The sequence below is a fragment of the Streptomyces beihaiensis genome (assembly GCF_026274175.1).
Classification (GTDB): Bacteria; Actinomycetota; Actinomycetes; order Streptomycetales; family Streptomycetaceae; genus Streptomyces; species Streptomyces beihaiensis.
Window position 1 is genome coordinate 61077 of sequence record NZ_JAPHNL010000310.1, and the last position, 22674, is coordinate 83750.

19 protein-coding genes, 1 tRNA gene, 1 pseudogene and 1 riboswitch are annotated in these 22674 nt (G+C 70.4%); of the genes and pseudogenes, 8 read left to right on the forward strand and 13 right to left on the reverse strand.

The window, feature by feature from the left end:
- Positions 1-131: 131 nt before the first annotated feature.
- The 3 genes and pseudogenes from OFY01_RS27430 to OFY01_RS27440 all read left to right on the forward strand — a co-directional run.
- A pseudogene (locus tag OFY01_RS27430) lies at positions 132-1154 on the forward strand (SGNH/GDSL hydrolase family protein); the annotation flags it as partial.
- Positions 1155-1543: 389 nt separating this feature from the next.
- Entirely contained in the window at positions 1544-2764 is a 1221-nt protein-coding gene (locus OFY01_RS27435) for an acetyl-CoA C-acetyltransferase (RefSeq protein ID WP_266604342.1), read from the forward strand.
- A 339-nt stretch (positions 2765-3103) separates the two neighbouring features.
- Positions 3104-3961 carry a hypothetical protein gene (locus tag OFY01_RS27440; RefSeq protein ID WP_266604393.1) on the forward strand — a complete coding sequence of 286 codons (858 nt, stop codon included), beginning with the start codon at positions 3104-3106 and terminating at the stop codon, positions 3959-3961.
- Between the two features lie 215 nt (positions 3962-4176).
- Here the strand turns inward: OFY01_RS27440 and OFY01_RS27445 are convergent, their stop codons facing one another.
- On the reverse strand, positions 4177-4488 hold the full coding sequence (locus tag OFY01_RS27445; RefSeq protein WP_266604344.1) for a hypothetical protein: 312 nt from the start codon (positions 4486-4488) through the stop codon (positions 4177-4179).
- A gap of 88 nt (positions 4489-4576) precedes the next feature.
- Here OFY01_RS27445 and OFY01_RS27450 point away from each other — a divergent pair, with 88 nt between their 5' ends.
- On the forward strand, positions 4577-4807 hold the full coding sequence (locus tag OFY01_RS27450; RefSeq protein WP_266604345.1) for a DUF4287 domain-containing protein: 231 nt from the start codon (positions 4577-4579) through the stop codon (positions 4805-4807).
- A 186-nt stretch (positions 4808-4993) separates the two neighbouring features.
- Here OFY01_RS27450 and OFY01_RS27455 read toward each other — a convergent pair whose 3' ends face one another.
- Together OFY01_RS27455 and OFY01_RS27460 are read right to left on the reverse strand one after the other, a co-directional pair.
- Complete coding sequence (locus tag OFY01_RS27455; RefSeq protein WP_266604347.1) at positions 4994-5896, reverse strand: Bax inhibitor-1/YccA family protein; 903 nt, start codon at positions 5894-5896, stop codon at positions 4994-4996.
- Positions 5897-6117: 221 nt separating this feature from the next.
- Positions 6118-6200, reverse strand: a tRNA-Leu gene (locus OFY01_RS27460).
- A gap of 374 nt (positions 6201-6574) precedes the next feature.
- On the opposite strand from OFY01_RS27460, the gene OFY01_RS27465 reads away from it, so the two are divergent.
- A complete protein-coding gene (locus OFY01_RS27465) occupies positions 6575-7345 on the forward strand; it encodes an ABC transporter ATP-binding protein (RefSeq protein WP_266604349.1) in 771 nt (256 codons plus the stop codon).
- Between the two features lie 138 nt (positions 7346-7483).
- Positions 7484-10024 (forward strand): ABC transporter permease, encoded by a 2541-nt coding sequence (locus OFY01_RS27470; RefSeq protein WP_266604351.1) that lies wholly within the window; start codon positions 7484-7486, stop codon positions 10022-10024.
- 87 nt (positions 10025-10111) lie between these two features.
- On the opposite strand, the gene OFY01_RS27475 is transcribed toward OFY01_RS27470, so the two are convergent.
- The 8 genes from OFY01_RS27475 to OFY01_RS27510 form a co-directional block, all read right to left on the reverse strand.
- On the reverse strand, positions 10112-11410 hold the full coding sequence (locus tag OFY01_RS27475; protein WP_266604353.1) for an SAM-dependent methyltransferase: 1299 nt from the start codon (positions 11408-11410) through the stop codon (positions 10112-10114).
- Positions 11411-11638: 228 nt separating this feature from the next.
- Positions 11639-13051: an NAD(P)/FAD-dependent oxidoreductase gene (locus OFY01_RS27480; protein WP_266604355.1), complete on the reverse strand. Its 1413-nt coding sequence runs from the start codon at positions 13049-13051 to the stop codon at positions 11639-11641.
- Between the two features lie 448 nt (positions 13052-13499).
- Positions 13500-14456, reverse strand: a complete 957-nt coding sequence (locus OFY01_RS27485; protein WP_266604357.1) for a Ppx/GppA phosphatase family protein — start codon at positions 14454-14456, stop codon at positions 13500-13502.
- A complete protein-coding gene (locus OFY01_RS27490; RefSeq protein WP_266604359.1) occupies positions 14453-14992 on the reverse strand; it encodes a DUF501 domain-containing protein in 540 nt (179 codons plus the stop codon). The genes OFY01_RS27485 and OFY01_RS27490 overlap by 4 nt, the downstream gene beginning before the upstream one ends.
- Before the next feature lie 88 nt (positions 14993-15080).
- Positions 15081-15590, reverse strand: coding sequence for an FtsB family cell division protein (locus tag OFY01_RS27495; RefSeq protein WP_266604361.1), 510 nt, complete (start codon positions 15588-15590; stop codon positions 15081-15083).
- Between the two features lie 101 nt (positions 15591-15691).
- Complete coding sequence (gene eno / locus OFY01_RS27500) at positions 15692-16999, reverse strand: phosphopyruvate hydratase (protein ID WP_266604363.1); 1308 nt, start codon at positions 16997-16999, stop codon at positions 15692-15694.
- Positions 17000-17319: 320 nt separating this feature from the next.
- Entirely contained in the window at positions 17320-18021 is a 702-nt protein-coding gene (locus tag OFY01_RS27505) for a LysM peptidoglycan-binding domain-containing protein (RefSeq protein WP_266604365.1), read from the reverse strand.
- Between the two features lie 5 nt (positions 18022-18026).
- A riboswitch (cyclic di-AMP (ydaO/yuaA leader) is annotated at positions 18027-18195 on the reverse strand.
- Positions 18196-18375: 180 nt separating this feature from the next.
- Entirely contained in the window at positions 18376-19476 is a 1101-nt protein-coding gene (locus OFY01_RS27510) for a transglycosylase family protein (RefSeq protein WP_266604367.1), read from the reverse strand.
- A gap of 300 nt (positions 19477-19776) precedes the next feature.
- On the opposite strand from OFY01_RS27510, the gene OFY01_RS27515 reads away from it, so the two are divergent.
- Positions 19777-20181, forward strand: coding sequence for an LppU/SCO3897 family protein (locus OFY01_RS27515; protein WP_266604368.1), 405 nt, complete (start codon positions 19777-19779; stop codon positions 20179-20181).
- Here the strand turns inward: OFY01_RS27515 and OFY01_RS27520 are convergent.
- A complete protein-coding gene (locus tag OFY01_RS27520; RefSeq protein WP_266604369.1) occupies positions 20178-20528 on the reverse strand; it encodes a hypothetical protein in 351 nt (116 codons plus the stop codon). The two genes, OFY01_RS27515 and OFY01_RS27520, sit on opposite strands and share 4 nt — an antisense overlap.
- 71 nt (positions 20529-20599) lie before the next feature.
- On the opposite strand from OFY01_RS27520, the gene OFY01_RS27525 reads away from it, so the two are divergent.
- A complete protein-coding gene (locus OFY01_RS27525) occupies positions 20600-21445 on the forward strand; it encodes a LysR family transcriptional regulator (RefSeq protein ID WP_266604371.1) in 846 nt (281 codons plus the stop codon).
- On the opposite strand, the gene OFY01_RS27530 is transcribed toward OFY01_RS27525, so the two are convergent.
- Positions 21426-22661, reverse strand: a complete 1236-nt coding sequence (locus OFY01_RS27530; protein WP_266604395.1) for a cytochrome P450 family protein — start codon at positions 22659-22661, stop codon at positions 21426-21428. The genes OFY01_RS27525 and OFY01_RS27530 overlap by 20 nt on opposite strands.
- Positions 22662-22674: the final 13 nt, after the last annotated feature.

The following is a 22674-nucleotide window of genomic DNA, read 5'->3' on the forward strand; positions in this document are numbered from 1 at the left end:
GACGGTTGACCGATGGCCATTACGGGGCAATGAGTCCATGAGCCGTAAAACGCACGACGCGGCACTACGGGCAGACGCACGGACGAGCGAGCAGAGGCAGGTGGCCGCGGGACATGTCGAGCAGGGCGAGGGTGGCACGGCGGATCGCAGCGGGCGCGGCGTACGGCGGGGGCGGGATCGGGCTGCTCGGCGCGGCCGCGGTCGGCGTGCTGCTCGCCGAGGTCCAGCTGGTGCGGAGGCAGGTGGGCAATCACGGCCCCGACCCCGTACGGGTGCCCTCCGCGGACGGCCTGTTCGGCATGGCGTACGTCGATGGAGGGGCTACGGGGCCGGGGGCCGACGCCGTCGAGCCGGTGCGGTTCGCGATGCTCGGTGACTCCACGGCGGCCGGGCAGGGCGTGCACCGGGCTCGGCAGACCCCGGGCGCGCTGCTCGCCTCGGGGCTCGCGGCGGTCGCCGAGCGGCCGGTGGAGCTGCGCAACGTCGCGCTGCCGGGCGCGCAGTCGGACGACCTCGACCGGCAGGTGGCGCTGATCCTGAGCGACCCGCTGTGGCTGCCGGACGTGTGCGTGATCATGGTCGGCGCCAATGACGTCACGCACCGGATTCCGGCGACGAAGTCGGTGCGGCATCTGTCGGCGGCGGTGCGGCGGTTGCGTACGGCGGGCGCGGAGGTGGTGGTCGGCACCTGCCCGGATCTCGGCTCGGTGGAGCCGGTGCAGCAGCCGTTGCGCTGGCTGGCCCGGCGTGCGTCGCGGCAGCTGGCGGCCGCGCAGACCATCGGGGCGGTCGAGCAGGGCGGGCGGACGGTGTCGCTCGGTGATCTGCTGGGCCCGGAGTTCTCGGCCAACCCGCGTGAGCTGTTCGGGCCGGACAACTTCCACCCGTCGGCGGAGGGGTACGCCACGGCCGCGATGGCGGTGCTGCCCACGTTGTGCGCGGCGCTCGGCGTGTGGCCGGAGGAGGAGCGTCCCGACGTGTCGCGGGCGGAGGGGTTCTGGCCGGTGGCCCATGCGGCCGCGCAGGCCGCCGAGGAGGGCGGCACCGAGGTGACCGCCGCGATGCCGACCGGGCCCCGGGGTCCGTGGGCGTTGCTGAAGCGGCGCCGTCGGCGGCGGGTGCCCACCCAGGATCCGGTGCCGACGGCTCCCGCGGAGGCGGGGCCCACGGAGGCGGGGCCCGCGGAGGCAGGGCCCACGGAGGCGGGGCCCGCGGAGGCAGGGCCCACGGAGGCAGGGCCCGCGGAGCACGGGGTGGCCGGGACGGTCGGGGAGGCCAAACCGGTCGAGGAGGCCGAGTCCGTCAAGGACAAGGCCAAGGCCAGGGCCAGGGCCAGGGCCGTCGAGTCGGAGCGCCTGGCGTCGGGGGCCGAGCGCCAGCACACCGGGGAGCGCTGAGGCAACGGCGGGGCACCGAGGACTGAGCAAGCGCTTAGAAAAATGCGGTCGGGGTCACACACTCGGGCCGATGACCTGAGCGGTACGTACGGGTAACTTCCCAGAGGGTCTGCCCGAATCCGCCTTCCAACCCCTCTGGAGCCGTGATGCCCGAAGCAGTGATCGTCTCGACCGCCCGCTCCCCCATCGGCCGCGCCGGCAAGGGCTCCCTCAAGGAGCTGCGCCCGGACGACCTGACCGCCACGATCATCCAGGCCGCGCTCGCCAAGGTCCCCGAGCTCGACCCCAAGGACATCGACGACCTGATGCTGGGCTGTGGCCTGCCCGGCGGCGAACAGGGGCACAACCTCGGCCGTATCGTCGCCGTGCAGATGGGCATGGACCACCTGCCCGGCTGCACGATCACCCGCTACTGCTCGTCCTCCCTTCAGACCTCCCGTATGGCTCTGCACGCCATCAAGGCCGGTGAGGGCGACGTGTTCATCTCGGCAGGCGTCGAGACGGTCTCCCGCTTCGGCAAGGGCAGCTCCGACGGCCTGCCGGACACGCACAACCCGCTCTTCGCCGAGGCCGAGGCCCGCACCGCGGCGGTCGCCGAGTCGACCGGCTCCACCTGGCACGACCCGCGCGAGGACGGCCTGATCCCGGACGCCTACATCGCGATGGGCCAGACCGCCGAGAACCTGGCCCGCGCCAAGGGCATCACCCGCCAGGACATGGACGAGTTCGGCGTCCGCTCGCAGAACCTGGCCGAGCAGGCCATCAAGAACGGTTTCTGGGAGCGCGAGATCACCCCGGTCACCACCCCCGACGGCACGGTCGTCTCGAAGGACGACGGTCCGCGCGCGGGCGTCACCATGGAGGGCGTCGCGGGCCTCAAGCCCGTCTTCCGCCCCGACGGCCTGGTCACGGCGGGCAACTGCTGCCCGCTCAACGACGGCGCCGCGGCCGTCGTCATCATGTCCGACACCAAGGCCCGTGAGCTGGGCCTGACCCCGCTCGCCCGGATCGTCTCCACCGGCGTCTCGGCCCTGTCCCCCGAGATCATGGGCCTCGGCCCGGTCGAGGCCAGCAAGCAGGCGCTGGGCCGCGCCGGTCTCACCATCGACGACATCGACCTGGTCGAGATCAACGAGGCATTCGCCGCCCAGGTGATCCCCTCATACCGGGACCTCGGCGTCGACATCGACAAGCTGAACGTGAACGGCGGTGCCATCGCCGTCGGCCACCCCTTCGGCATGACCGGCGCCCGTATCACCGGCACGCTGATCAACTCGCTCCAGTTCCACGACAAGCAGTTCGGCCTGGAGACCATGTGCGTCGGCGGCGGCCAGGGCATGGCCATGGTCATCGAGCGCCTGAGCTGACCCGATCCGGTCCGGCTCGGGCTCGGCCCCGTCCGGACCGGCACGGTCCTGTCGGGACCGGACGGGACCGGACGGGACCGGACGGGACCGGGTCTTCCCGGACCGTCTATGCGACTGTGACCCAATCTCCCCCAGGATGTGACATGCGTCTCGGGGGAGAGGGGTTCCAGCAGGTCATTGCAGGTCAGCCCGGTACCCAGGCCATGACGGGGCTAAACACCCGACCAAAAGACCTGTCCGTTTCGTGACGTAATGCACTGACAGGTGGTTCTACGAAGCCGCAAGCTGATGTAGGAAGTCGGGGGTCGACTTGAAACCGGGAGTACGTCAGTGAGCGCCATGCCCGTCGCCATCAGTGTCCTGCTGCTCGCCACGACCGCCGCCACGGCCGTCGGCGCCACCACTCTGCACACCGTGCGCGGCCTGCGCCGGCAGGTCTCCGACCTCCGCGACGAGGTGGCCCGCAGCCGTGCCGCCGCCGCGCACACCGCCGTGCCCGCGGCGCGCACCACCAGTGAGCCCGACACCGACGCCATACGTACCGCCGTCGCCGACGCCCTCGCCGAGGAGCGGGAGCGGGAGCTGGCGGAGGCCCGCGCGTTCTGGGCCGCCCAGGAGGCGCGGGACGCCTCCGAGCTGCCGCCGTTCCTCGGTGGCGGCGCGGGCGGCGGCCCCGGCGACGACCTCTTCCTGCCCCGGCAGGCCGACTTCGCGGGCCTCGAACCGTTCGCGGGCCTCGAACCGGTGAGCGAGCCCGCCCTTGAGCACGAGGACGGCCTCATGGCGGGCTCGGCGTCCTTGGAGGACAGCCTCGGCGGCGACTCCCCCGAGCTGGCCGCCGCGCGCCGCCGCCACCCCTCGCACCCCGACTTCGTCCCGGTCCAGTCGCCCGTCTCGGGTGACCACGAGCGGACGGTGGCGTGCCTCGAGGAGCTCGCGCAGTCCCGTACGGCCCTGTCCGACGTCCGCCCCGGCCCCCTCGGCACGCTCGACGTCTACGTCTTCGCCGACGGCACCACGCTGTGCATGACCCCGGGGCACCGTGAGACCGCGGAACAGCTCGCGGAGGCGCTGCGCGCGGGCGACACCCCGGTCCTCCTCGGCGGTTCGGGGGTCTCGGGCGCCTATGCCCTGACCTTCGAGTGCGGCGAGAACAGCGTCTACATCCTGGCGGACCGGGTCATAGCGTCGGCGTGACGGGAGCCGCGGCTCCTCTTGCCGCTCCCTGCGGCTCCTCCGGGCCCCCGCGTGGCACCCGTGACACCTGTGGCGCCTTGCGGGGCCTCCGCGGCCTGCGCGGCCTGCGCGGCCTGCGCGGCCTGCGCGGCCTGCGCGCCGAGCGTCGGCTCCCAGTCGCGCGGCGGCCGTCCTCACCCGACTGCCGGAGTCGGGCCCAGGACCTTCGGACAGCGTCAGACCCCGGCCCGCTTCATCGCCGCCTCGACCGCCTCCACGGCCTTGGCCACCTCGCCCGGTTCCCGCAACACGATCGCCAGGTCCCGCGCGGCGACCGTGATCTGGTCCGCCGCGGCGAACATCCCGGCGTCCGGCATCTCCCGTACGGCCCGGCCCGGCTCCTCCACGCGTTGGGCCCATGCCGAAAGCTCCCTGGCCAGGGCCAATGCCTCGGCCGCGCCACCCCGCTGCAGCCGACTCTGCGGGGCGGCCCGCAGCCGGTCCGCGAACTGATCCACCACGGTCGTCAAAGGCGTCGTATCCACCACGCGGCGACTCTAGCTGTTTACAAGCCCTTGGCGCTCAGGCACGGTGGCGGTAAAGGACCGGCTACATGGAAGCGTTCCGGAGGCGCCGATGTCCCTAGTCTTCTCCGAGGAGACCCACCGCAACCTGATCTCCCGTATCCCCCACTGCACCGGCCGCGAGGTCTCCGACTGGCTGCGCGCCGTCGAGGAGGGCCCTGCCTTCCTTCGCTTCGACGACAAGGTCAGCTGGCTGCGCACCGAGCACAACCTTCCGTACGGCTACGCCAAGGCGATCATCCACGAGTACGACCTGAGGCGCGCCGCCCGCCGTTTCGGCTAGCGCGGAAGGCCGCACCTCTCCCCCCCCGACAGCAAAAGGGCCCGCGCACCCGAAGGTGCGCGGGCCCACGACCGCCGGAAGCAGTCGAAGCGACAGTCCGACCAGGTCAGATCTCATCCGATCTGGCCGGACCTGATCTGATCCGACCAAGACAAGGACTGGTCAGGTCAGGGCACGTCCTGGCCGTCAGTCGTTGCCCTGCAGGATGGCGATCAGCCGCAGGAACTCCATGTAGATCCAGACCAGCGTCATGGTGAGGCCGAACGCGGCGAGCCATGCCTCCTCGCGCGGAGCGCCGTACGCGATGCCGTCCTCGACCATCTTGAAGTCCAGGGCGAGGAAGGCCGCGCCGAGCAGGATGCCGATGATGCCGAACATGATGCCGAGGCCGCCGCTGCGGAAGCCGAGGCCGTCACCGCCGCCGAAGACCGCGAACAGCATGTTCACGGCCATCAGCAGCACGAAGCCGAGCGCGGCGGCCATCACGAAGCCGTAGAAGCGCCGGTTGACGCGGATCCAGCCCGCCTTGTACGCCACGAGGACCGCCACGAACACGGCCATCGTGCCGAGCACGGCCTGCATGGCGGCGCCGCTGGCGATGCGGTTGTCGACGACGCTGGAGACGACACCGAGGAAGACGCCCTCCAGGGCGGCGTACGCCAGGATGAGCGGCGGGGACGCCTTGCGCTTGAACGCCTGGACGAAGCCGAGCACCATCGCGATGAGACCGGCACCGGCGGCGATGCCGTACGACTTCTGGATGTGGGCGTCGTCGACCGGCAGCAGCGCCCACGCGAGCGCCGCGGTGACGACCAGCACACCGAGCGTGGTGGCGGTGCGCATGACGACGTCGTCCATCGTCATGCGGCCGGTGGTGGCGGGCGCCTGGGGAGCGCCGTACTGCGCGTCCTGCTGGGCGTAGGGGTTCTGCGCGTACGGGTTGCCGGCGGGGGCCTGCGCGTAGGGGTTGCCCTGCGGCACCGTGCCGACAGCGGGGCCCCCGGCCTGCGGCCGCTGCGCGTCGAACCGCGCGTAGCCGTTGTCGCGGCTGAATCCCCGTCGCGAGAAGACCGGGTTGCTGCTCCTCATCCTTCACTCCTCCATGGCCACCTGGTATGGCCTTCCCACAAGAGTAATGGGCTGGCAAAGATCCGAGCCTAGTGCTCAGGGAGGATCTTTCCCACCCTGCTACAGGGAACGTACGCCGACACCCGGGTGTTCCGGCAGCCACGGGTTCGCGCGAGTTCGCGCGAACTCGCGCGGGTTCGCCCGCAGACCGCGCGGGCGGTAACACGAGAGCGATGGAGAGGTGCCCGGAACCGGACTTGAACCGGTACGCCCCAGAGGGGCAGCGAGGTTTAAGCTCGCCGTGTCTGCATTCCACCATCCGGGCAGGCTGGGCGGGGTCCGCGCCGACCGTCCGAGCCTATCCGGCGGCATCCCTCGATCAGCGGAACGCCGACCCCATGTTGTCTTATTTTATTGACGTCTGAGGGCGCATCAGCCCATGCCAGGGGCCGTCCGCACTTGCCTGGGGCCCTTCCGTGCGGCGCATCCCGTTGATGCGGATTGACGGAATTTCACCTCATGCGGTCGCGTGTGCCCCGCGGTGCTCAGGGTCCGGTGTCATTCCCAGGTATGACACAGCCTCTCCCGATGCGACCGAAGTCGCCCCCCGGAACGGGAGCTGCGGCTGACTTCGGGCCGGTGTGTCGCCGAGACGATGAAACGGTCCTCGACACCGTCATCCCGACAGGAGCACCCAGCGTGACCACCACCCCCTTCGCGGGCCCGACCACCACGGCCGCCGCCCGCGCCACGGATCTCACCAAGGTCTACGGAGAGGGCGAGACACGGGTCGTCGCTCTCGACGGGGTCTGTGTCGACTTCCGGCAGGCCCAGTTCACCGCGATCATGGGGCCGTCGGGCTCCGGCAAGTCGACGCTGATGCACTGCGTGGCGGGCCTGGACACGTTCTCGTCCGGATCGGTGCGGATCGGCGACACCGAGCTGGGCTCGCTCAAGGACAAGCAGCTCACCAAGCTCCGCCGGGACAAGATCGGCTTCATCTTCCAGGCGTTCAACCTGCTGCCGACGCTGACCGCCCTGGAGAACATCACGCTCCCCATGGACATCGCGGGCCGTAAGCCCGACCAGCAGTGGCTGGAGAACGTCATCCGCATGGTGGGCCTGTCCGACCGGCTCGGCCACCGCCCCTCCCAGCTCTCCGGAGGCCAGCAGCAGCGCGTCGCCGTGGCCCGCGCGCTCGCCTCCAAGCCGGAGATCATCTTCGGCGACGAGCCCACCGGAAATCTCGACTCGCGCTCCGGCGCGGAGGTCCTCGGCTTCCTGCGCAACTCCGTGCGCGAGCTCGGCCAGACCGTGGTGATGGTGACGCACGACCCGGTGGCGGCGGCGTACGCGGACCGGGTCGTCTTCCTCGCGGACGGCCGCATCGTCGACGAGACGTACGAGCCGACGGCCGACGCGGTCCTGGACCGTATGAAGCGCTTCGACGCCAAGGGCCGGACCAGTTGAGTGCCGACCGGCCGAGTACGGACCAGTCGAGTACGGACCAGCCGCGGCACGCACTCCCGCCCTCGCCCATGAATCTTCCGCCCTACGGCGCCCACGCCACGGGGCTCCGCCCCGGACCCCAGGACTGAGCAGAAACCCATGTTCCGAACAGCCCTGCGCAACGTCTTCGCGCACAAGGCCCGCCTCCTGATGACCGTCCTCGCCGTCATGCTCGGCGTGGCCTTCGTCTCCGGCACCCTGGTCTTCACCAACACCATCTCGCACGCCCTGTCGAAGTCCTCCGCCAAGGGCTTCGACCACGTCGACGTGGCCCTCACGCCCGGCGCGACCGCCGCCGCGGGCGACAAGGTCAGCAAGGAGGTGAAGCTGACCGACGCCACGCTCGGGAAGGCCGAGAGCGTGCCCGGCGCCGCCTCCGCCTACGGCGTGGTCAGCGGGTACGCCGCCGTCGCCGGCCAGGACGGCAAGCTCGTCGGCAACGGCTTCGCCTCGCAGGGCGGCAACTACTGGGCGGGGTCGGGCGGCAAGGACGTCCGCTATCCGCTGAAGGAAGGCTCCGCCCCGCACGGAAGGAACCAGGTCGCGCTCGACGCCAAGACCGCCGAGCGCGCCGGGTACAAGGTCGGCGACCGGGTCCGCCTGTCCGTGGACGGCCCGGTCCTCACCCCGACGCTCAGCGGCATCTTCACCACGGACGACGGCAACGTCGCCGCGGGCGGCTCCCTCGCCCTGTTCGACACGGCCACCGCCCAGCGGCTCTTCCACAAGCCGGGCGCGTACGACGAGATCGACGTGACGGCGGCCGCGGGCACCGGCCAGGACCGGCTCAAGCGGAACATCGGCAAGGCGCTCGGCGACGCGGCCGTGCACACCGAGACCGGTCAGCAGCTCGCCGACGACCAGGCGAGCCAGATCACGTCGTCGATGAGCTCGATGCGGACGATGCTCCTGATCTTCGCGGGCATCGCCCTGTTCGTCGGCGTCTTCATCATCGCCAACACCTTCACCATGCTGGTCGCCCAGCGCACCAAGGAACTGGCCCTGATGCGCGCCGTCGGCGCCTCGCGCCGCCAGGTGACGCGCTCGGTGCTCCTGGAGGCGTTCGTGGTGGGCTCGGTGGCGGCCGTGACCGGTCTGGCCGTCGGCGTCGGGATCGGCGCGGGGATGCGCGCCCTGATCAGCGACACCGGCGCGGTCATCCCGGACGGACCGCTGGTCGTCTCGCCGGGCACGGTCGTCTCGGCGCTGGTCGTCGGCATCCTCGTCACCCTGCTGGCCGCCTGGCTGCCGGGCCACCGCGCCGCGAAGATCCCGCCGGTCGCCGCCATGAGCGCGGTGCACGCCGCGCCGACGACCAAGTCGCTCGTGCTGCGCAACACGCTCGGCGCGCTCGTCTCCGCCGTGGGCGTCACGGCGGTGCTCGCCGCGACGGCCATGTCGGGCAGCAGCGGCCGGATGCCGATGGCCGCGGGCGCCGGACTCCTCGTCATCGGCGTCTTCATCCTCACGCCCGTGCTGTCCCGCCCGCTGATCGCGGCCGCCGCACCGGTCCTGCGCGCCTTCGGCGTCTCCGGCAAGCTGGCCCGTCTGAACGCCGTACGCAACCCGCGCCGCACCGCGGCGACGGCGTCGGCCCTGATGATCGGCCTCACCCTGATCACCGGTCTGACGGTCATCGCGGGCAGCGTGCAGTCGGGCATCGACAAGATGGCGGCCGACTCCCTCAAGGCCGACTACGTCGTCTCCATGGCCAACGGCAACCCCCTGTCCCCCGAGGTCCTGAAGACGCTCGACAAGACGGACGGCGTCACCGCCACCAGCGGGCTGTCGAACTCGCCGTCCCGCATCGACGGCACCACCGAGTTCCTGACCGGCGTCAACGGCGGGACGATCAGGCAGCTGGCCCAGCTCACCATGCGCAGCGGCACGTTCACGGTCGGCGGCTCGCACGTCGTGGTCGACGACGAGACGGCCGAGCAGCACTCCTTGACCACCGGTTCGTCGTTCACCGTCCACTACGAGGACGGCAAGCGGCAGCGCCTGAAGGTCGCGGGCGTCTACCAGCACAACGAGATCATGCGCGGCATCTTGATCGACACCCGCACCCTCGACCCGCACCTCACCGATGCCGTCTCCGACATGCAGGTCATGGTGAAGACGTCCGGCGGCGCCACCGACGCCACCAAGGACAGACTCACGAGGGCTCTCGGCGACAACCCCGCAGTCAAGGTCCAGGACCGCCAGGACATCTCCGACCAGGTCGCCAGGATCTTCACCCTGATGCTCAACATGCTCTACGGCCTGCTCGCCATGGCGGTGATCGTCGCCGTCCTCGGTGTGATCAACACGCTCGCCATGTCCGTCTTCGAGCGCCGGCAGGAGATCGGCATGCTCCGCGCGATCGGCGTCAACCGCAAGGGCGTCAAGCGGATGGTCCGTCTGGAGTCCCTGATCATCTCCCTCTTCGGCGGTGCACTCGGCCTGGGCCTTGGCGTGTTCTTCGGCTGGGCGGCCGGAGAGCTGATCTCCGGTTCCCTGTCGACGTACGAACTGAACCTGCCCTGGGGCCGGATGGCTCTCTTCCTCGCGCTCGCCGCGGTGGTCGGCATTCTGGCGGCCCTGTGGCCGGCCCGCCGCGCGGCCCGCCTGAACATGCTGGCGGCGATCAAGGCGGAGTGACCGGGCGGGGACGCACCGGCGCGGGCGCATCGGCGAGGTCACCGGTGCGCCCGCCGCCGTGCGCGGCGAACGGCCGGGGCTCGGGCACTACTTCCACTCCCGCGCCCGCAACGGCATCCCCGACCCCCCGCTCACCGGCGTCTTCACGGCGAGGATCTGGTTGACGCCGATGTGGTTGCGCTCGAAGCTCAGGGCCGAGGCGGCCATGTAGAGGCGCCAGACGCGGGCGCGGGCGGGGGTGACGAGTTTCAGGGCCTCGGGCCAGCGGGCCTCCAGGTTGCGGACCCACTGGCGCAGGGTGAGGGCGTAGTGCTCGCGGATCGCCTCCACGTCACGGACCTCGAAACCGGCGCGCTCGATGAGCGACGCCGTCGTGCCCACGGGCGCGAGCTCGCCGCCCGGGAAGACGTACGCGTCAATGAACTCGTCGACCTCGTACGCCGATTCGTCCCGCCGGGGCCGACGCCCGATCTGGTGGTTGAGGAGCCGTCCGCCGGGGACGAGCAGCTCGTGCAGGGCGGTCGCGTACTCCAAGTAGCGCTCGGAGCCGACGTGTTCGGCCATGCCGATGGAGGAGATGGCGTCGTACGGGCCGTCGCGCACGTCCCGGTAGTCCTGGACACGGATCTCGACCCGGTCGGTCAGTCCCTCGTCGGCGACGCGCTTCCTCGCGTACGCGGCCTGCTCCTGGGAGAGGGTGACACCGACGACGTGCACGCCGTGCTCGCGGGCCGCGTGCAGGGCCATGGAGCCCCAGCCGCAGCCGACGTCGAGCAGCCGCATGCCGGGTCTGAGGGCGAGCTTGCGGCAGACGAGTTCCAGTTTGTCGCGCTGGGCGTCCTCCAGGGTGCCCTCGGGCGTCTCCCAGTAGGCGCACGAGTAGACCATCGACGGGCCGAGGACCAGGGCGTAGAAGTCGTTGCCGACGTCGTAGTGGTGGCTGATGGCCCGGCGGTCGCTGCCCTTGGTGTGGAGGTGGAGGCGGCCCTTGCGGCGGATCTCCTCGGCGGGCGGGGCGGGCGGCGGCAGCGGTCCGGCGAGCTTGGCGAGGTCCTTGGCGGCGGCGCGCGCCTTCGGGTCCCTGAGCGTCTCGGTGAGGCCGCGCCGCTCGCTGTCGTCGCGTTCCCAGATGAGCTCGGCCATCGCGTCGAGCGCGCTGTACAGGTCACCCTCGACGTCCAGGTCTCCGGCGACCCACGCGCGGGCCAGGCCCAGCTCGCCCGGTTTCCACAGCAGGCGGCGCAGCGCGCGGCGGTTGCGTACGACGAGGGTGGGCGCTTTCGGAGGTCCGGCCTCCGAGCCGTCCCATGCGCGCAGGCGTACGGGGAGTTCGGTGCCGAGCAGTTGCTCGGCGATGTTCTTCAGCCGCAGTGCGGCGTCCTGCATGGCGCACACCTCCGTGAACGCGGATATCCCGGAACGGTCCAACAGCAGGTAAACACCAACGGCGCGCTCGCGCAGTCCCGTTGCCGCGTTACGGATGAGCAAAATGAATGTAGACGCCACGTATCTGGTGGGGCGGGCGCGGTGGCCGGTGCCGGGACACGCCGAAGGGGCCGCCCGCACCACGGATGGCGGACGGCCCCTTCGGACTGAGCTACGACGACGTACGCGTCAGGAAGCCTTGGCCTTCGCCTCGACCTTCGCCTCGACCTTCGCCTCGGCCTTCTCCGCCTTGGCGGCGGGGGCCGGGGCGGGCTTGGCGGCCTCGTAGAACTCCTCGCGCGGAGTCTCCAGGGCGCCCAGGGACGTGATGTCGCGCTTCTGGAACATGCTGATCGTCCACTCGGCGATCACACGGATCTTGCGGTTCCAGGTCGGCATCGCCAGACCGTGGTAGCCACGGTGCATGTACCAGGCGAGACGGCCCTTGACCTTGATCTTCAGCTTGCCCATGACGACCATCGCGACGCCCTTGTGCAGGCCGAGACCGGCGACCGCACCCTTGTTGGCGTGCTTGTACTCCTTCTGCGGGAAGCCCCGCATACCGGAGACCACGTTGTCGCCGAGGACCTTGGCCTGGCGCAGCGCGTGCTGGGCGTTCGGCGGGCACCAGGCGTTCTCGTTGCCCGCGGCGCGGGCGGCGAGGTCCGGCACCTGGGCGTTGTCGCCCGACGCCCAGATGTAGTCGGTGCCCGTGACCTGAAGGGTAGCCTGGGTGTCGACGTGGCCGCGCGGGCCGAGCGGGAGGCCGAAGCGCTGCAACGCCGGGTTGGGCTTGACGCCGGCGGTCCACACGACCGTGTTGGCGTCGACCTCGAGGCCGTTGGAGAGCACCACGTGACCGTCGACGCAGGAGGGCATCGTCGTCTTCAGGTAGACCTCGATACCGCGGGACTCCAGGTGCTTGCGGCCGTAGGTGCCCAGCTCCGGGCCGACCTCGGGAAGCACCTTGTCGGCGGCGTCGACGAGCACGAAGCGCATGTCCTCGCGCTTCACGTTCTTGTAGAACTTGGCCGCGTCGCGGGCCAGGTCCTCGACCTCGCCGATGGTCTCGGCGCCGGCGAAGCCACCGCCGACGAAGACGAAGGTGAGCGCCTTGCGGCGGATCTCCTCGTCGTTCGTGGACTCGGCCTTGTCCAGCTGCTCAAGCACGTGGTTGCGCAGGCCGATGGCCTCCTCGACACCCTTCATACCGATGCCCACCTCGGCCAGGCCGGGGGTCGGGAAGGTACGGGAGACCGCGCCGAGCGCGATCACCAGGTAGTCGAAGGGCACCTCGTACGCCTCGCCGACGATCGGCGCGACGGTGGCGACCTTGCGGTCCTGGTCGATGGTGGTCACGCGGCCGGTGAGGATCTCGGCACCTGGCACAGCGCGTCGCAGCGGGACGACGACGTTGCGCGGCGAGATGCTGCCGGCGGCGGTCTCGGGGAGGAAGGGCTGGTACGTCATGTACGAGCGCGGGTCGACGACCGTGACGGTCGCTTCCGCGTAACGCATCTTCTTCAGGATGCGTCGCGCCGCGTACAGGCCTACGTACCCACCCCCGACGATGAGGATCCTGGGACGCTCCGTGGTGCTCATGCCATCGAGTATCCACCCGAGTGGAGGGGGGTGCTCGTGCGCCCCTTCACAAGCATGGGTGAGGCATCTGCTACACTTCGCCGCCCACGTGACCCAGGTCATGGCGCCCGGAGGGAACCGGACGGTAGAGCCTCCCGTCGCTCACCCCTCCTGAACAGCCACGGTGAGCATTCGGCGGCACGGCGGCGCCCCTTCCCGACATCCGGACGTAACACGCGGGGAACCCGACGGCCCACGGCCGGACATGCCCCCGCGGGCCTCCGGACGGCCCCACGGCGCGAAAACCTCGTCCAACGGGGCCGAAATCCTTGTGAAGAAGTTCACGAACTTTCCCGACGGGCTGTCGCCGGACCCCCTCGCGACCCCCTTTCGCGGTGCTCAGACGGTACGCGAGACGCTCAGGCGAGACGCCGCGCCCCCGTCCCCGGCCTGGAGAAGAGGCTGAACGCTACTCGACGTCCTCTGCCGTTCTGATCGCGATCCCGTCGAGGATGTCGTGCTCGCTCACGACGACCTCCCGGGCCCCGATCCACTCCATGATCATCCGCAGCACGAGCGCGCCCGAGGCGATCACGTCGACCCGGCCCGGGTGGATCACCGGCTTGAGTGCGCGCTGGTCGTGCGTCGAGCTCAGCAGCCAGTCCGTGAGCTCGGCGACCTTCTCGTAGGAGACACGGGAGTGGTGGATGGCCGTGGAGTCGTACGCGCTCAGGCCGAGAGCGAGCGCCGCGACCGTCGTGACCGAGCCCGCCAGGCCGACCAGCGTGCGGGCCGAGGTGATCGGGACGGTCTGCGTGACCCTGTCGAGGGCCGCGACGACGTCCTCGCGGATCGCTTCGATCTGGGCCGGGGTCGGCGGGTCGGTCACCTTGCCGTCCTCGCCGACCAGGTGGCGCTCCGTCATCCGTACACAGCCGATGTCGACGGAGAGAGCGGAGCGGACCGTGTCGTCGCCGACGACGAACTCGGTCGAGCCGCCGCCGATGTCCACCACCAGGTACGGCTTGTCCAGGTCGGCGCGGCCGGTGAGTTCCTTCGTGGCACCGGCGAAGGACAGCTGCGCCTCCTCGTCGCCGGTGATCACCTCGGGCTCGACGCCCAGGATGTCCAGGACGCCCCGCACGAACTCGTCGCGGTTCTCGGCGTCGCGGGAGGCGGAGGTGGCGACGAAGCGGACGCGCTCCGCGCCGTGCTCCTCGATCACGGCGGCGTACTCGCGGCACGCCGCGAAGGTGCGCTCCAGCGCCTGGGGGGCCAGGCGGCCCGTCTCGTCCACGCCCTGACCGAGCCGGACGATCGTCATCCGCCGGTCCAGCTCGACCTGCTCACCGGTGTCCGGGTCCACGTCGGCGACGAGCAGCCGGATGCTGTTGGTGCCGCAGTCGATGGCGGCCACCCGGGTCACTTGGCACCCTCCGCGCCCGGAGCCGCGGCCGACACGCAGGCGCCCTTCTTCCACCACTGCGGCAGCATCGCGATCGCCTCGTCGCCCAGCGGGTTGACGCCGGGACCGGCCGCGAGCGAGTGCGCCACCAGCACGTGCAGACACTTGACCCGGTCCGGCATGCCGCCCGCGCTGGGGAAGTTCTCAAGGACCTCGATGGCGTCGCGGCGGGCGATGTAGTCCTCGTGGGCCGCCCGGTACTTCGCCGCGAGTTCCTCGTCCGTCTTCAGCCGCTCCGACATCTCCTTCATCACGCCGTCGGCCTCCAGCGTGCCGATCGCGGAGGCCGCGCGCGGGCACGTCAGGTAGTACGTCGTCGGGAACGGCGTGCCGTCCTCCAGGCGCGGCGCTGTCTCCACCACGTCCGGATTGCCGCACGGGCAGCGGTGCGCGATGGCCCGCAGGCCGCGCGGCGGGCGGCCCAGCTGCTCCTTGAACGCGTGGACGTCGGCGTCCGTGGGGACGGTGGGCTCGGTCGGGGGCGGAGGCGTTTCCATGACTGTCTTCGGCTGTCTCTCGTCGTGAATCTCGTGCGGGTGTGTGGGTGCGGGTCTGGGTGTGCGGGTGTGGGTGTCGGTACGTCTGTCAGTTCTGCGCGCTGTCGGCCTTGTCGACGCTGTCCCACACGTTGGAGTACCAGGGCCGGTCCGCCGCGCCCTTGTCGGTGTGGCTGGACTCGGTGGCGTGCGGGTCGGGGAGGATGTAACCCGTCTCGCCCGGCATGACCATGTGCAGGCGCTCGCGGATCTGCTGCTCCGCGTACGAGTTGTCCTGCCAGCGCGCCTTCTGGTCGCGCAGCTTGTCGACCCGTTCCTTGGCCTGCCGCTGCCGGCGCTGGAGGTCAGCGATCTCGCCGCGCTGGGCCACGTACTGCCTCATGGGGTACGCGAGCGCCACGATCAGCGTGCACACCACCAGGGCGAGCAGCGCCGCGCGGCCGGTCAGCCGGGAGCGGCGGGCCTGGCGTCTGTTCTGCGAGCGGTAGACCCGTTCGGCGGTCTGCTCGCCGAGCAGGCGCAGCCGGGTGGCGGTGGAGAAGCGGGCAGCGTCGTCGCGGCCCCTGTCCCGGACTCTGTCCCGGGCCTGTCCGACCATCGCGTCCTTCGCCTCCCCGCATACCGCGCGCCCGTGAGCCTACGTACGACGTCCCCGCACACGGTACGGGACCGAGTGCGGGGACGTACGTAACCGGTGGCTCACTTGGAGAGCTTGGAAACCTCGATGCCGCCCTTGAAGCGCGGGAAGGCGCTGCGGCCGGCGTAGACGGCGGCGTCGTCGAGGATCTCCTCGATGCGCAGCAGCTGGTTGTACTTGGCGACGCGCTCGGAGCGGGCCGGGGCGCCGGTCTTGATCTGGCCGCAGTTGGTGGCGACGGCCAGGTCGGCGATGGTGACGTCCTCGGTCTCACCGGAGCGGTGCGACATCATGCACTTGAAGCCGTTGCGCTGGGCGAGCTCGACGGCGTCCAGGGTCTCGGTCAGCGAACCGATCTGGTTGACCTTGACGAGCAGGGCGTTGGCCGAGTTCTCCTCGATGCCGCGCGCCAGGCGCTCCGGGTTGGTGACGAACAGGTCGTCGCCGACGAGCTGGACCTTGTCGCCGAGCTTCCGGGTGATGACGTTCCAACCGGCCCAGTCGTCCTCGTACAGCGGGTCCTCGATGGAGACGAGCGGGTACGCGGAGACGAGCTCCTCGTAGTACTCCGTCATCTCGGCCGCCGAGCGCTCCTTGCCCTCGAACTGATACTTGCCGTCCTTGTAGAACTCGGAGGCGGCGACGTCGAGGGCGAGGGCGATCTGCTGGCCGGGGACGTAACCGGCCTCCTTGATCGCCTCGAGGATGAGGTCGAGGGCCTCGCGGTTGGAGCCGAGGTTCGGGGCGAAGCCGCCCTCGTCGCCGAGGCCGGTGGCCAGGCCCTTGTTCTTCAGGACCTTCTTCAGCGTGTGGTAGACCTCGGCGCCCCAGCGCAGCGCCTCGGAGAAGGACTCCGCGCCGATCGGGGCGATCATGAACTCCTGGATGTCCACGTTGGAGTCCGCGTGCGAGCCGCCGTTGAGGATGTTCATCATCGGGACGGGCAGCAGGTGCGCGTTCGGGCCACCGAGGTAGCGGAACAGCGGCAGGTCGGACGCCTCGGAGGCGGCGTGGGCGACGGCGAGGGAGACGCCCAGGATGGCGTTGGCGCCGAGCGAGCCCTTGTTGTCGGTGGCGTCCAGGTCGAACATGGCCTGGTCGATCAGGCGCTGCTCGGTGGCGTCGTAGCCGACGAGCTCCGGGCCGATCTGCTCGATGACGGCGAGGACGGCCTTCTCGACGCCCTTGCCCTGGTAACGGTTGGGGTCACCGTCGCGGAGTTCGATGGCCTCGAAGGCACCCGTCGAGGCGCCGGACGGGACGGCAGCACGGCCGGTGCTGCCGTCGTCGAGGCCGACCTCGACCTCGACCGTGGGGTTGCCTCGGGAGTCCAGGATTTCCCGGGCTACGACGACGTCGATGGACGGCACGAGCATCTCCTTCTGGGATGTGACGCTGAATACGCGGGTCCCGCACGGGCGCGGTCCTCACGTCTCCTGAGCCTAACCGGCTCCGGGGCGTCGGCCACCCGACTGTCCGGCCCATGGACCACGCCGAGAGCGAAATGTTTGTGTCAGGAACAAAAAGTCCCGGTGACCGGTCGGGCGGCCGGGACGTCGGGCCGGGGCCGGACGCCACGGACGCGACGGCCGGACGTCACGAACGCGACGACCGAACGCGACGACCGAACGTCACGAACGCGACGGCGCCCCGCCCCGGATACCGGAGCGGGACGCCGTCCACGTGCCGCTTACTTCAGGTGCAGCTGCTGACCCGGGTAGATCAGGTCCGCGTCCTCGATGATGTCCTTGTTCAGCTTGAAGAGCTTCTGCCAGGTCGTGTGGTGCGCCTCGGCGATCGCGCTGAGCGTGTCACCGTGCTTCACCTTGTACTCGCCGTCGCCCTTCTTGACCTTCTTGCCGGTCGGCGTGGTGACGGTCTTCTTCGACTCGTGGCGCTGCGGCTGCCGGCGGTGCTCGGACCGGGTGGTCGGCTGCTGCGTGCGCTCCCGCTGCTGCGGCTGGGTCTGCTGCGACTGGGTCCCCGAGGTGCCCTCGGCCGGGGTCGAGCTGCTGGTGGAGGCGCCGGAGAGGCCCACGCCGCAGGTCGGCCAGGCGCCCTTGCCCTGGGAGGCGAGGACCTTCTCGGCGACGGCTATCTGCTGCGACTTGGATGCCTGGTCGGCGCTGGAGGCGTAGGCGGTGCCGCCGTACGCGGCCCAGGTGGAGGCCGAGAACTGGAGGCCGCCGTAGTAGCCGTTGCCGGTGTTGATCGACCAGTTGCCGCCGGACTCGCACTGGGCGACGGCGTCCCACTCGGAGGTGGTCGCGGCCGAGGCGGAGGTGGCGCCGATCAGCGGGACGGCGACGGCGGCGCCGGTGACACCGGCGATCGCGGCGACACGGCTGACCTTGGACGGACGACGGTGCTTGCCCTTGCTGGAGAACAGCATGCTTGAGATCCCCTCACCGACGCCTACGAGGTGAGCTGTCGGGTTCGGGCCAGTGAGTGCCCGGCCACGCGTCCTAGCGCGTGACTTCACCCCAAGCCGCCCCGGTCCGCCTTCCGGCTTTCCTGAACGGCACTTACCTGGGTCCCCCGCTCCTGCCTACGGCGCTGACGCGTCGACTGTTCCCGTACGACGTCGGCAGGATTCGGCGTGACGTCCGACGGGGCCCGCTGTGGCGAGCGGTCCCGACCGTAAGCAGTGGATCCGCCCGATTTCAAAGCCGATCAGGGTCTTTGAGACCCATCTCTCACTCTCGCTAAACCGGACAAACACACACCGAACAGCCCTGAACTCCCGTTACTTTTCGCCCGTTTCGACCCCAAGATCCAGACTCTGACCAGGGAGGATGAGGTCGGGGTCGGAGCCGACGACCTTCTTGTTGAGCTCATAGAGCGCGGGCCATCCGCCGTGCACGTCGTGGGCGTCGGCGATGTCGGAGAGGTTGTCGCCGGAGCGGACGGTGTACGCGCCGCCCGAGCGGTCGTCGTCGCGGGAGGCGTGACGACCTTCTCCCGCGCGGGAGTCGGACGCGCCGTCGTCGGAGGCGCGGCCGCCTCGATGACGCCCACCGGCCGCACCGTTGTCCGACTTGCCCGATTCGCCGGAGGAAGTCGACGGGGTGTCAGTTCGGCCGGAAGTCGGGTTACCGGAGGTATCCGTGGCGGTGGGGCCGGGAGTGGAGTCGGAGGGTGAGCCGTGACGAGAGTCACTCCCGGAGGTGTCAGGGGCGCCGGACCGACCGGAGGCGCCGTCTGACGGTGCGTCCGACACGCCCGAGTTGCCGGACTCGCCGTGATCCTTCTCTCCCGAGCCGGAACCGGAACCGGAACCGTCACTCGGCGGCGCGGAGGAAGTGGCGGAGGGCGCGGTGGAGGAATCGGAGGAATCGGAGGAAGGAGAAGAGGAATCGGTGGAAGCGGAAAGCGAAGGAGAGGACGAGGGCGAGGAGCTCGCGCTCGGGTCGGCACTCGGAGTGACACTCGGGCTCTCACTCACCCCCGGGTCCACGTCGACACTGCCGTCGTCCCCGGCGAGCCCGGCCGTGACCGAGCAGCTCGGCCAGGCGCCGAGCCCCTTGTCGTCGAGGATCTTCTCGGCGACGGCTATCTGCTGCGAGCGGCTGGCCAGGTCGGGGCGCGGGGCGTAGTCGAGGCCGCCGTACCGGTCCCACATGTCCTGGGTGAGCTGGAAGCCGCCGTAGTAGCCGTTCCCGGCGTCCATGCTCCACTGCCCGCCGCTCTCACAGTCGGCGAGTCTGTCCCACGCGTGCGAGGACGCGGCGCTCGCGCCGGACGCGGCGAACAGCGGGATCGCGATGGCGCTGCCGGTGACCCCGGCGGCGACGACGAGAGCAGGGGCCTGACGGGGGCGACGGTGACGACCGTTCCCGGAGAGCATGCGGTTGCCTTTCGCGAGACTGATGCTGCTGCGCGCGACGGGTGGTGCGGTGGTGACAGTTGTGCATGCGTCGCGATGACTCGTGAACGTAGCGGGACTCGAACGCTTGTCACAAGTCGATGCAGCGGAGATCACGTGAAAGTCACAGTTGTGACGGCTTGTCAGTTCTGCTGTGGCGCCCGGGCATTCGCCGTCGCGGCGCGACAGGGCGCGGACGGTCGAAAGGGGGCCGCCCCCGTGAACTAGATTCGTCGGCGTCTTCTCGAGTCCCCTTGAGCCCCCACCACCTGAGGAGCCACTGTGTCCCAACTGCCGCCGCAGGGCAGTCCGAACGCCTCGTACACGCCGAAGCAGATACGACGCAACCGCCTGATCTTCTTCGGCCTCGTCCTTGTTCTCGCGGGCCTGGTGGCCTTCACGGTCTGGGGCCCGCGAGACACGAAGGACGACTCCGCGACGCTCAAGGCCGGTGACTGCTTCCAGAACGTCGGGACGGACAAGGACGCGAAGGCCAAGAAGCTCGAGTGCACGGACCCGCACGCCGACTACAAGGTCCTCAAGATGGACATGAACGGGGTCGTCGACACCATCTCGTGTTCCGACGTACCCGGCACGACCGGCTCACTCACGCAGTCCGGCGGAGGCGGAAAATGGTATGTCGTCTGCTTCAAGGACAACGCCGAGAAGGGCAAGGGCAAGGGCTAGACCTCCGCCCCTGCCTCCGCCCCCAGGCCCTGTTCGAACGACTCGTGGTTCGCCCACGCCACGTTGTACGGGTAGCGGGTGCGCCACTTGTCGAACACCGCCTCCACGCCCGGCGCCGTGAAGAGAGCTCCGAGGGTCTCCAGGTCGGCGACGCCGATCTGGACGACGGCGGTGGCGATGAGTGCCGGGATCGCCTCTTCTCCTGGGACCCGCAGGTGGCGGCGGGCGGCGAACGAGACGCGTACACCGGCGTCCTTCACCGCCTTTTCCATGTCTGTCAGATATTGGTCGAGGTCGTGGTCGGGGACGGGTTCGGTGAACTGGACCAGCATGGTGTGATTGATCATGCCCTCCATACGACCACCCGTACCCCACCGGCGTCTAAGACACATCGTGCTGCTTTCGATAACCTTCAGGAATGGATCTGTTGGAGACCAGAGAGCTGCGCTACTTCGTCGCCGTCGCCGAGGAGCTGCACTTCGGCCGGGCCGCCGCCAAGCTCGCCATCGCTCAGCCCGCACTGTCGAAGACCATCCAGCGCATCGAGTCACGGCTCCGTGTGCCGCTCTTCGACCGCACCAGCCGCAGCGTCGCGCTGACCCCCGCGGGCGCCGCCCTGCTCGAAGGCGGCCGGCACGCGCTGAACGCGATGACACTCGCAGTGCAGGGCGCGCGGCGCGCCGCCGCGGCCGAACCTCTCCGGTTCGTGATCAAGCCGGGCGGTGACGCGAACCTGCTCTCCGGGATCCTCGCCGCCTACGCCGAACTCCCCCGCGCCCGGCAGGTCGACATCCTCTTCAGCGGCGCTGCCGACCGCACCGACCACCTCCACGACGGGCGCGCCGACGCGGCGCTGCTCTACGCGCCCTTCGACGACCTCACCGGGCTCGCCGCCCAGACGCTCCACGTCGAGGACCGCGTGGCCGTCCTTCCGGAGCGGCACCGGCTCGCCGAGCGCGACAGCATCGGCCTGGCGGAGCTGGCCGGGGAGGTCTTCCCCCGGTGGCCGGGCACGCCCGACACCGAGGACGGGCCCGAGATCAGCGGTGCGGCCGAGCTCGTCTCGCTGGTGCGGATCGGGCGGGTCGTCGCCGTGCTGCCCCGGTCGCTCATCGCGCCAGCCCCCGCGGGGGTCGTCTGCGTCCCGGTCCCCGACGCGGGCCCCAGCCGCATCGTCATCGCCTGCCGCGAGGACGACCGTCGCGACCACGTCACGGCCCTGGTCACCGCCGCCGTCGCCTCGGTCACCTCTCGCGGGGCGTGAACTCCACCGGCAGGGTGCGCAGACCGCGCATGATGAGGCCGCCGCGCCAGCGCAGTTCGGCCGGGTCCGCCGCCAGGCGGAGGTCCGGCAGGCGGGTCAGGAGCGTGGCGAGGGCCGTCTGGCCCTCCAGGCGGGCGAGCGGGGCGCCGAGGCAGTAGTGGATGCCGTGGCCGTACCCGAGGTGCTGGTTGTCGCGGCGGGAGAGGTCGAGGGTGTCGGGCTCGGTGAAGCGGGCCGGGTCACGGTCGGCGGCGGCGAGGACGACGAGCACCGGATCACCCGCGGCGATGTCCTGTCCGCCGATCGTCAGCGGCCGCGTCGCGAAACGCCACGTGGCCAGCTCCACCGGGCCGTCGAAGCGGAGCAGTTCCTCGACGCCGGTCGCCAGCAGCTCCCGCTCCCCCGCCCGTACCGACTTCTGCAGGCGCTCACGCTGCTCGGGGTGGGTGAGCAGGGCGTACGTGCCGTTACCGATGAGGTTGACGGTCGTCTCGAAGCCGGCGAAGAGGAGGATGAACGCCATCGCCGCGGCCTCGTTCTCGGTGAGGTGCTCGCCGTGGTCCGAGGCGCGGATCAGGCCGGAGATCAGGTCGGTGGCGTTCTCGTCGGACTCGGCACGCTTGCGGTGGATCAGTTCCGCCAGGTAGCCGCGCATCTTCTTCACCGACCGGGCCACCCCGCCCCGCGGCCCCTTGCCGTGCCGGATCATCATGCCCGCCCAGTCGCGGAAGTCGTCCTGGTCCTCGCGCGGTACGCCCAGCAGGTCGCAGATGGCGTAGATGGGGAGCGGGAAGGCGAACTCGTGGATGAGGTCGGCCGAGCCTCGTGCCGCGAGACCGTCGATGAGTTCGTCCGTCAACTCCTGCACCCTCGGCGCGAACTCGGCCACCCGGCGCGGAGTGAACGCCTTCGAGACGAGGCGGCGCAAGCGGGTGTGGTCGGGTGGATCGATGTTGAGGAGGTGCGTCATCAGGTCGGCCTTGCGTTCGCCCGGGATGCCCGTCCTGCCCTTGGCGTGCGACGGCTCGTCGTGGTGGGCCGGGTTCTTGCTCAGCCGCTGGTCGGCGAGGGCCTGGCGGGCGTCGGCGTACCGGGTGACCAGCCATGCCTCGACGCCGCTGGGCAGGGTCGTGCGGTGCACGGGGGCGTGCTCGCGCAGCCACGCGTAGGCGGGGTACGGGTCGCTCGCGAACTCCCACGTGAAGAGTTCCGGCATGGCGGGCGTGTGC

Excerpts from the sequence above, each read along its gene's own strand:
- OFY01_RS27530 (WP_266604395.1), bottom strand. The coding sequence starts at position 22,661 with ATGCCGGAACTCTTCACGTGGGAGTTCGCGAGCGACCCGTACCCCGCC.
- OFY01_RS27505 (WP_266604365.1), bottom strand. The coding sequence starts at position 18,021 with ATGCTGTTCTCCAGCAAGGGCAAGCACCGTCGTCCGTCCAAGGTCAGC.
- OFY01_RS27455 (WP_266604347.1), bottom strand. The coding sequence starts at position 5,896 with ATGAGGAGCAGCAACCCGGTCTTCTCGCGACGGGGATTCAGCCGCGAC.
- OFY01_RS27510 (WP_266604367.1), bottom strand. The coding sequence starts at position 19,476 with ATGCTCTCCGGGAACGGTCGTCACCGTCGCCCCCGTCAGGCCCCTGCT.
- OFY01_RS27450 (WP_266604345.1), top strand. The coding sequence starts at position 4,577 with ATGTCCCTAGTCTTCTCCGAGGAGACCCACCGCAACCTGATCTCCCGT.
- OFY01_RS27480 (WP_266604355.1), bottom strand. The coding sequence starts at position 13,051 with ATGAGCACCACGGAGCGTCCCAGGATCCTCATCGTCGGGGGTGGGTAC.
- OFY01_RS27435 (WP_266604342.1), top strand. The coding sequence starts at position 1,544 with ATGCCCGAAGCAGTGATCGTCTCGACCGCCCGCTCCCCCATCGGCCGC.
- OFY01_RS27475 (WP_266604353.1), bottom strand. The coding sequence starts at position 11,410 with ATGCAGGACGCCGCACTGCGGCTGAAGAACATCGCCGAGCAACTGCTC.
- OFY01_RS27495 (WP_266604361.1), bottom strand. The coding sequence starts at position 15,590 with ATGGTCGGACAGGCCCGGGACAGAGTCCGGGACAGGGGCCGCGACGAC.
- OFY01_RS27490 (WP_266604359.1), bottom strand. The coding sequence starts at position 14,992 with ATGGAAACGCCTCCGCCCCCGACCGAGCCCACCGTCCCCACGGACGCC.
- OFY01_RS27525 (WP_266604371.1), top strand. The coding sequence starts at position 20,600 with ATGGATCTGTTGGAGACCAGAGAGCTGCGCTACTTCGTCGCCGTCGCC.
- OFY01_RS27440 (WP_266604393.1), top strand. The coding sequence starts at position 3,104 with ATGCCCGTCGCCATCAGTGTCCTGCTGCTCGCCACGACCGCCGCCACG.
- OFY01_RS27470 (WP_266604351.1), top strand. The coding sequence starts at position 7,484 with ATGTTCCGAACAGCCCTGCGCAACGTCTTCGCGCACAAGGCCCGCCTC.
- OFY01_RS27520 (WP_266604369.1), bottom strand. The coding sequence starts at position 20,528 with ATGATCAATCACACCATGCTGGTCCAGTTCACCGAACCCGTCCCCGAC.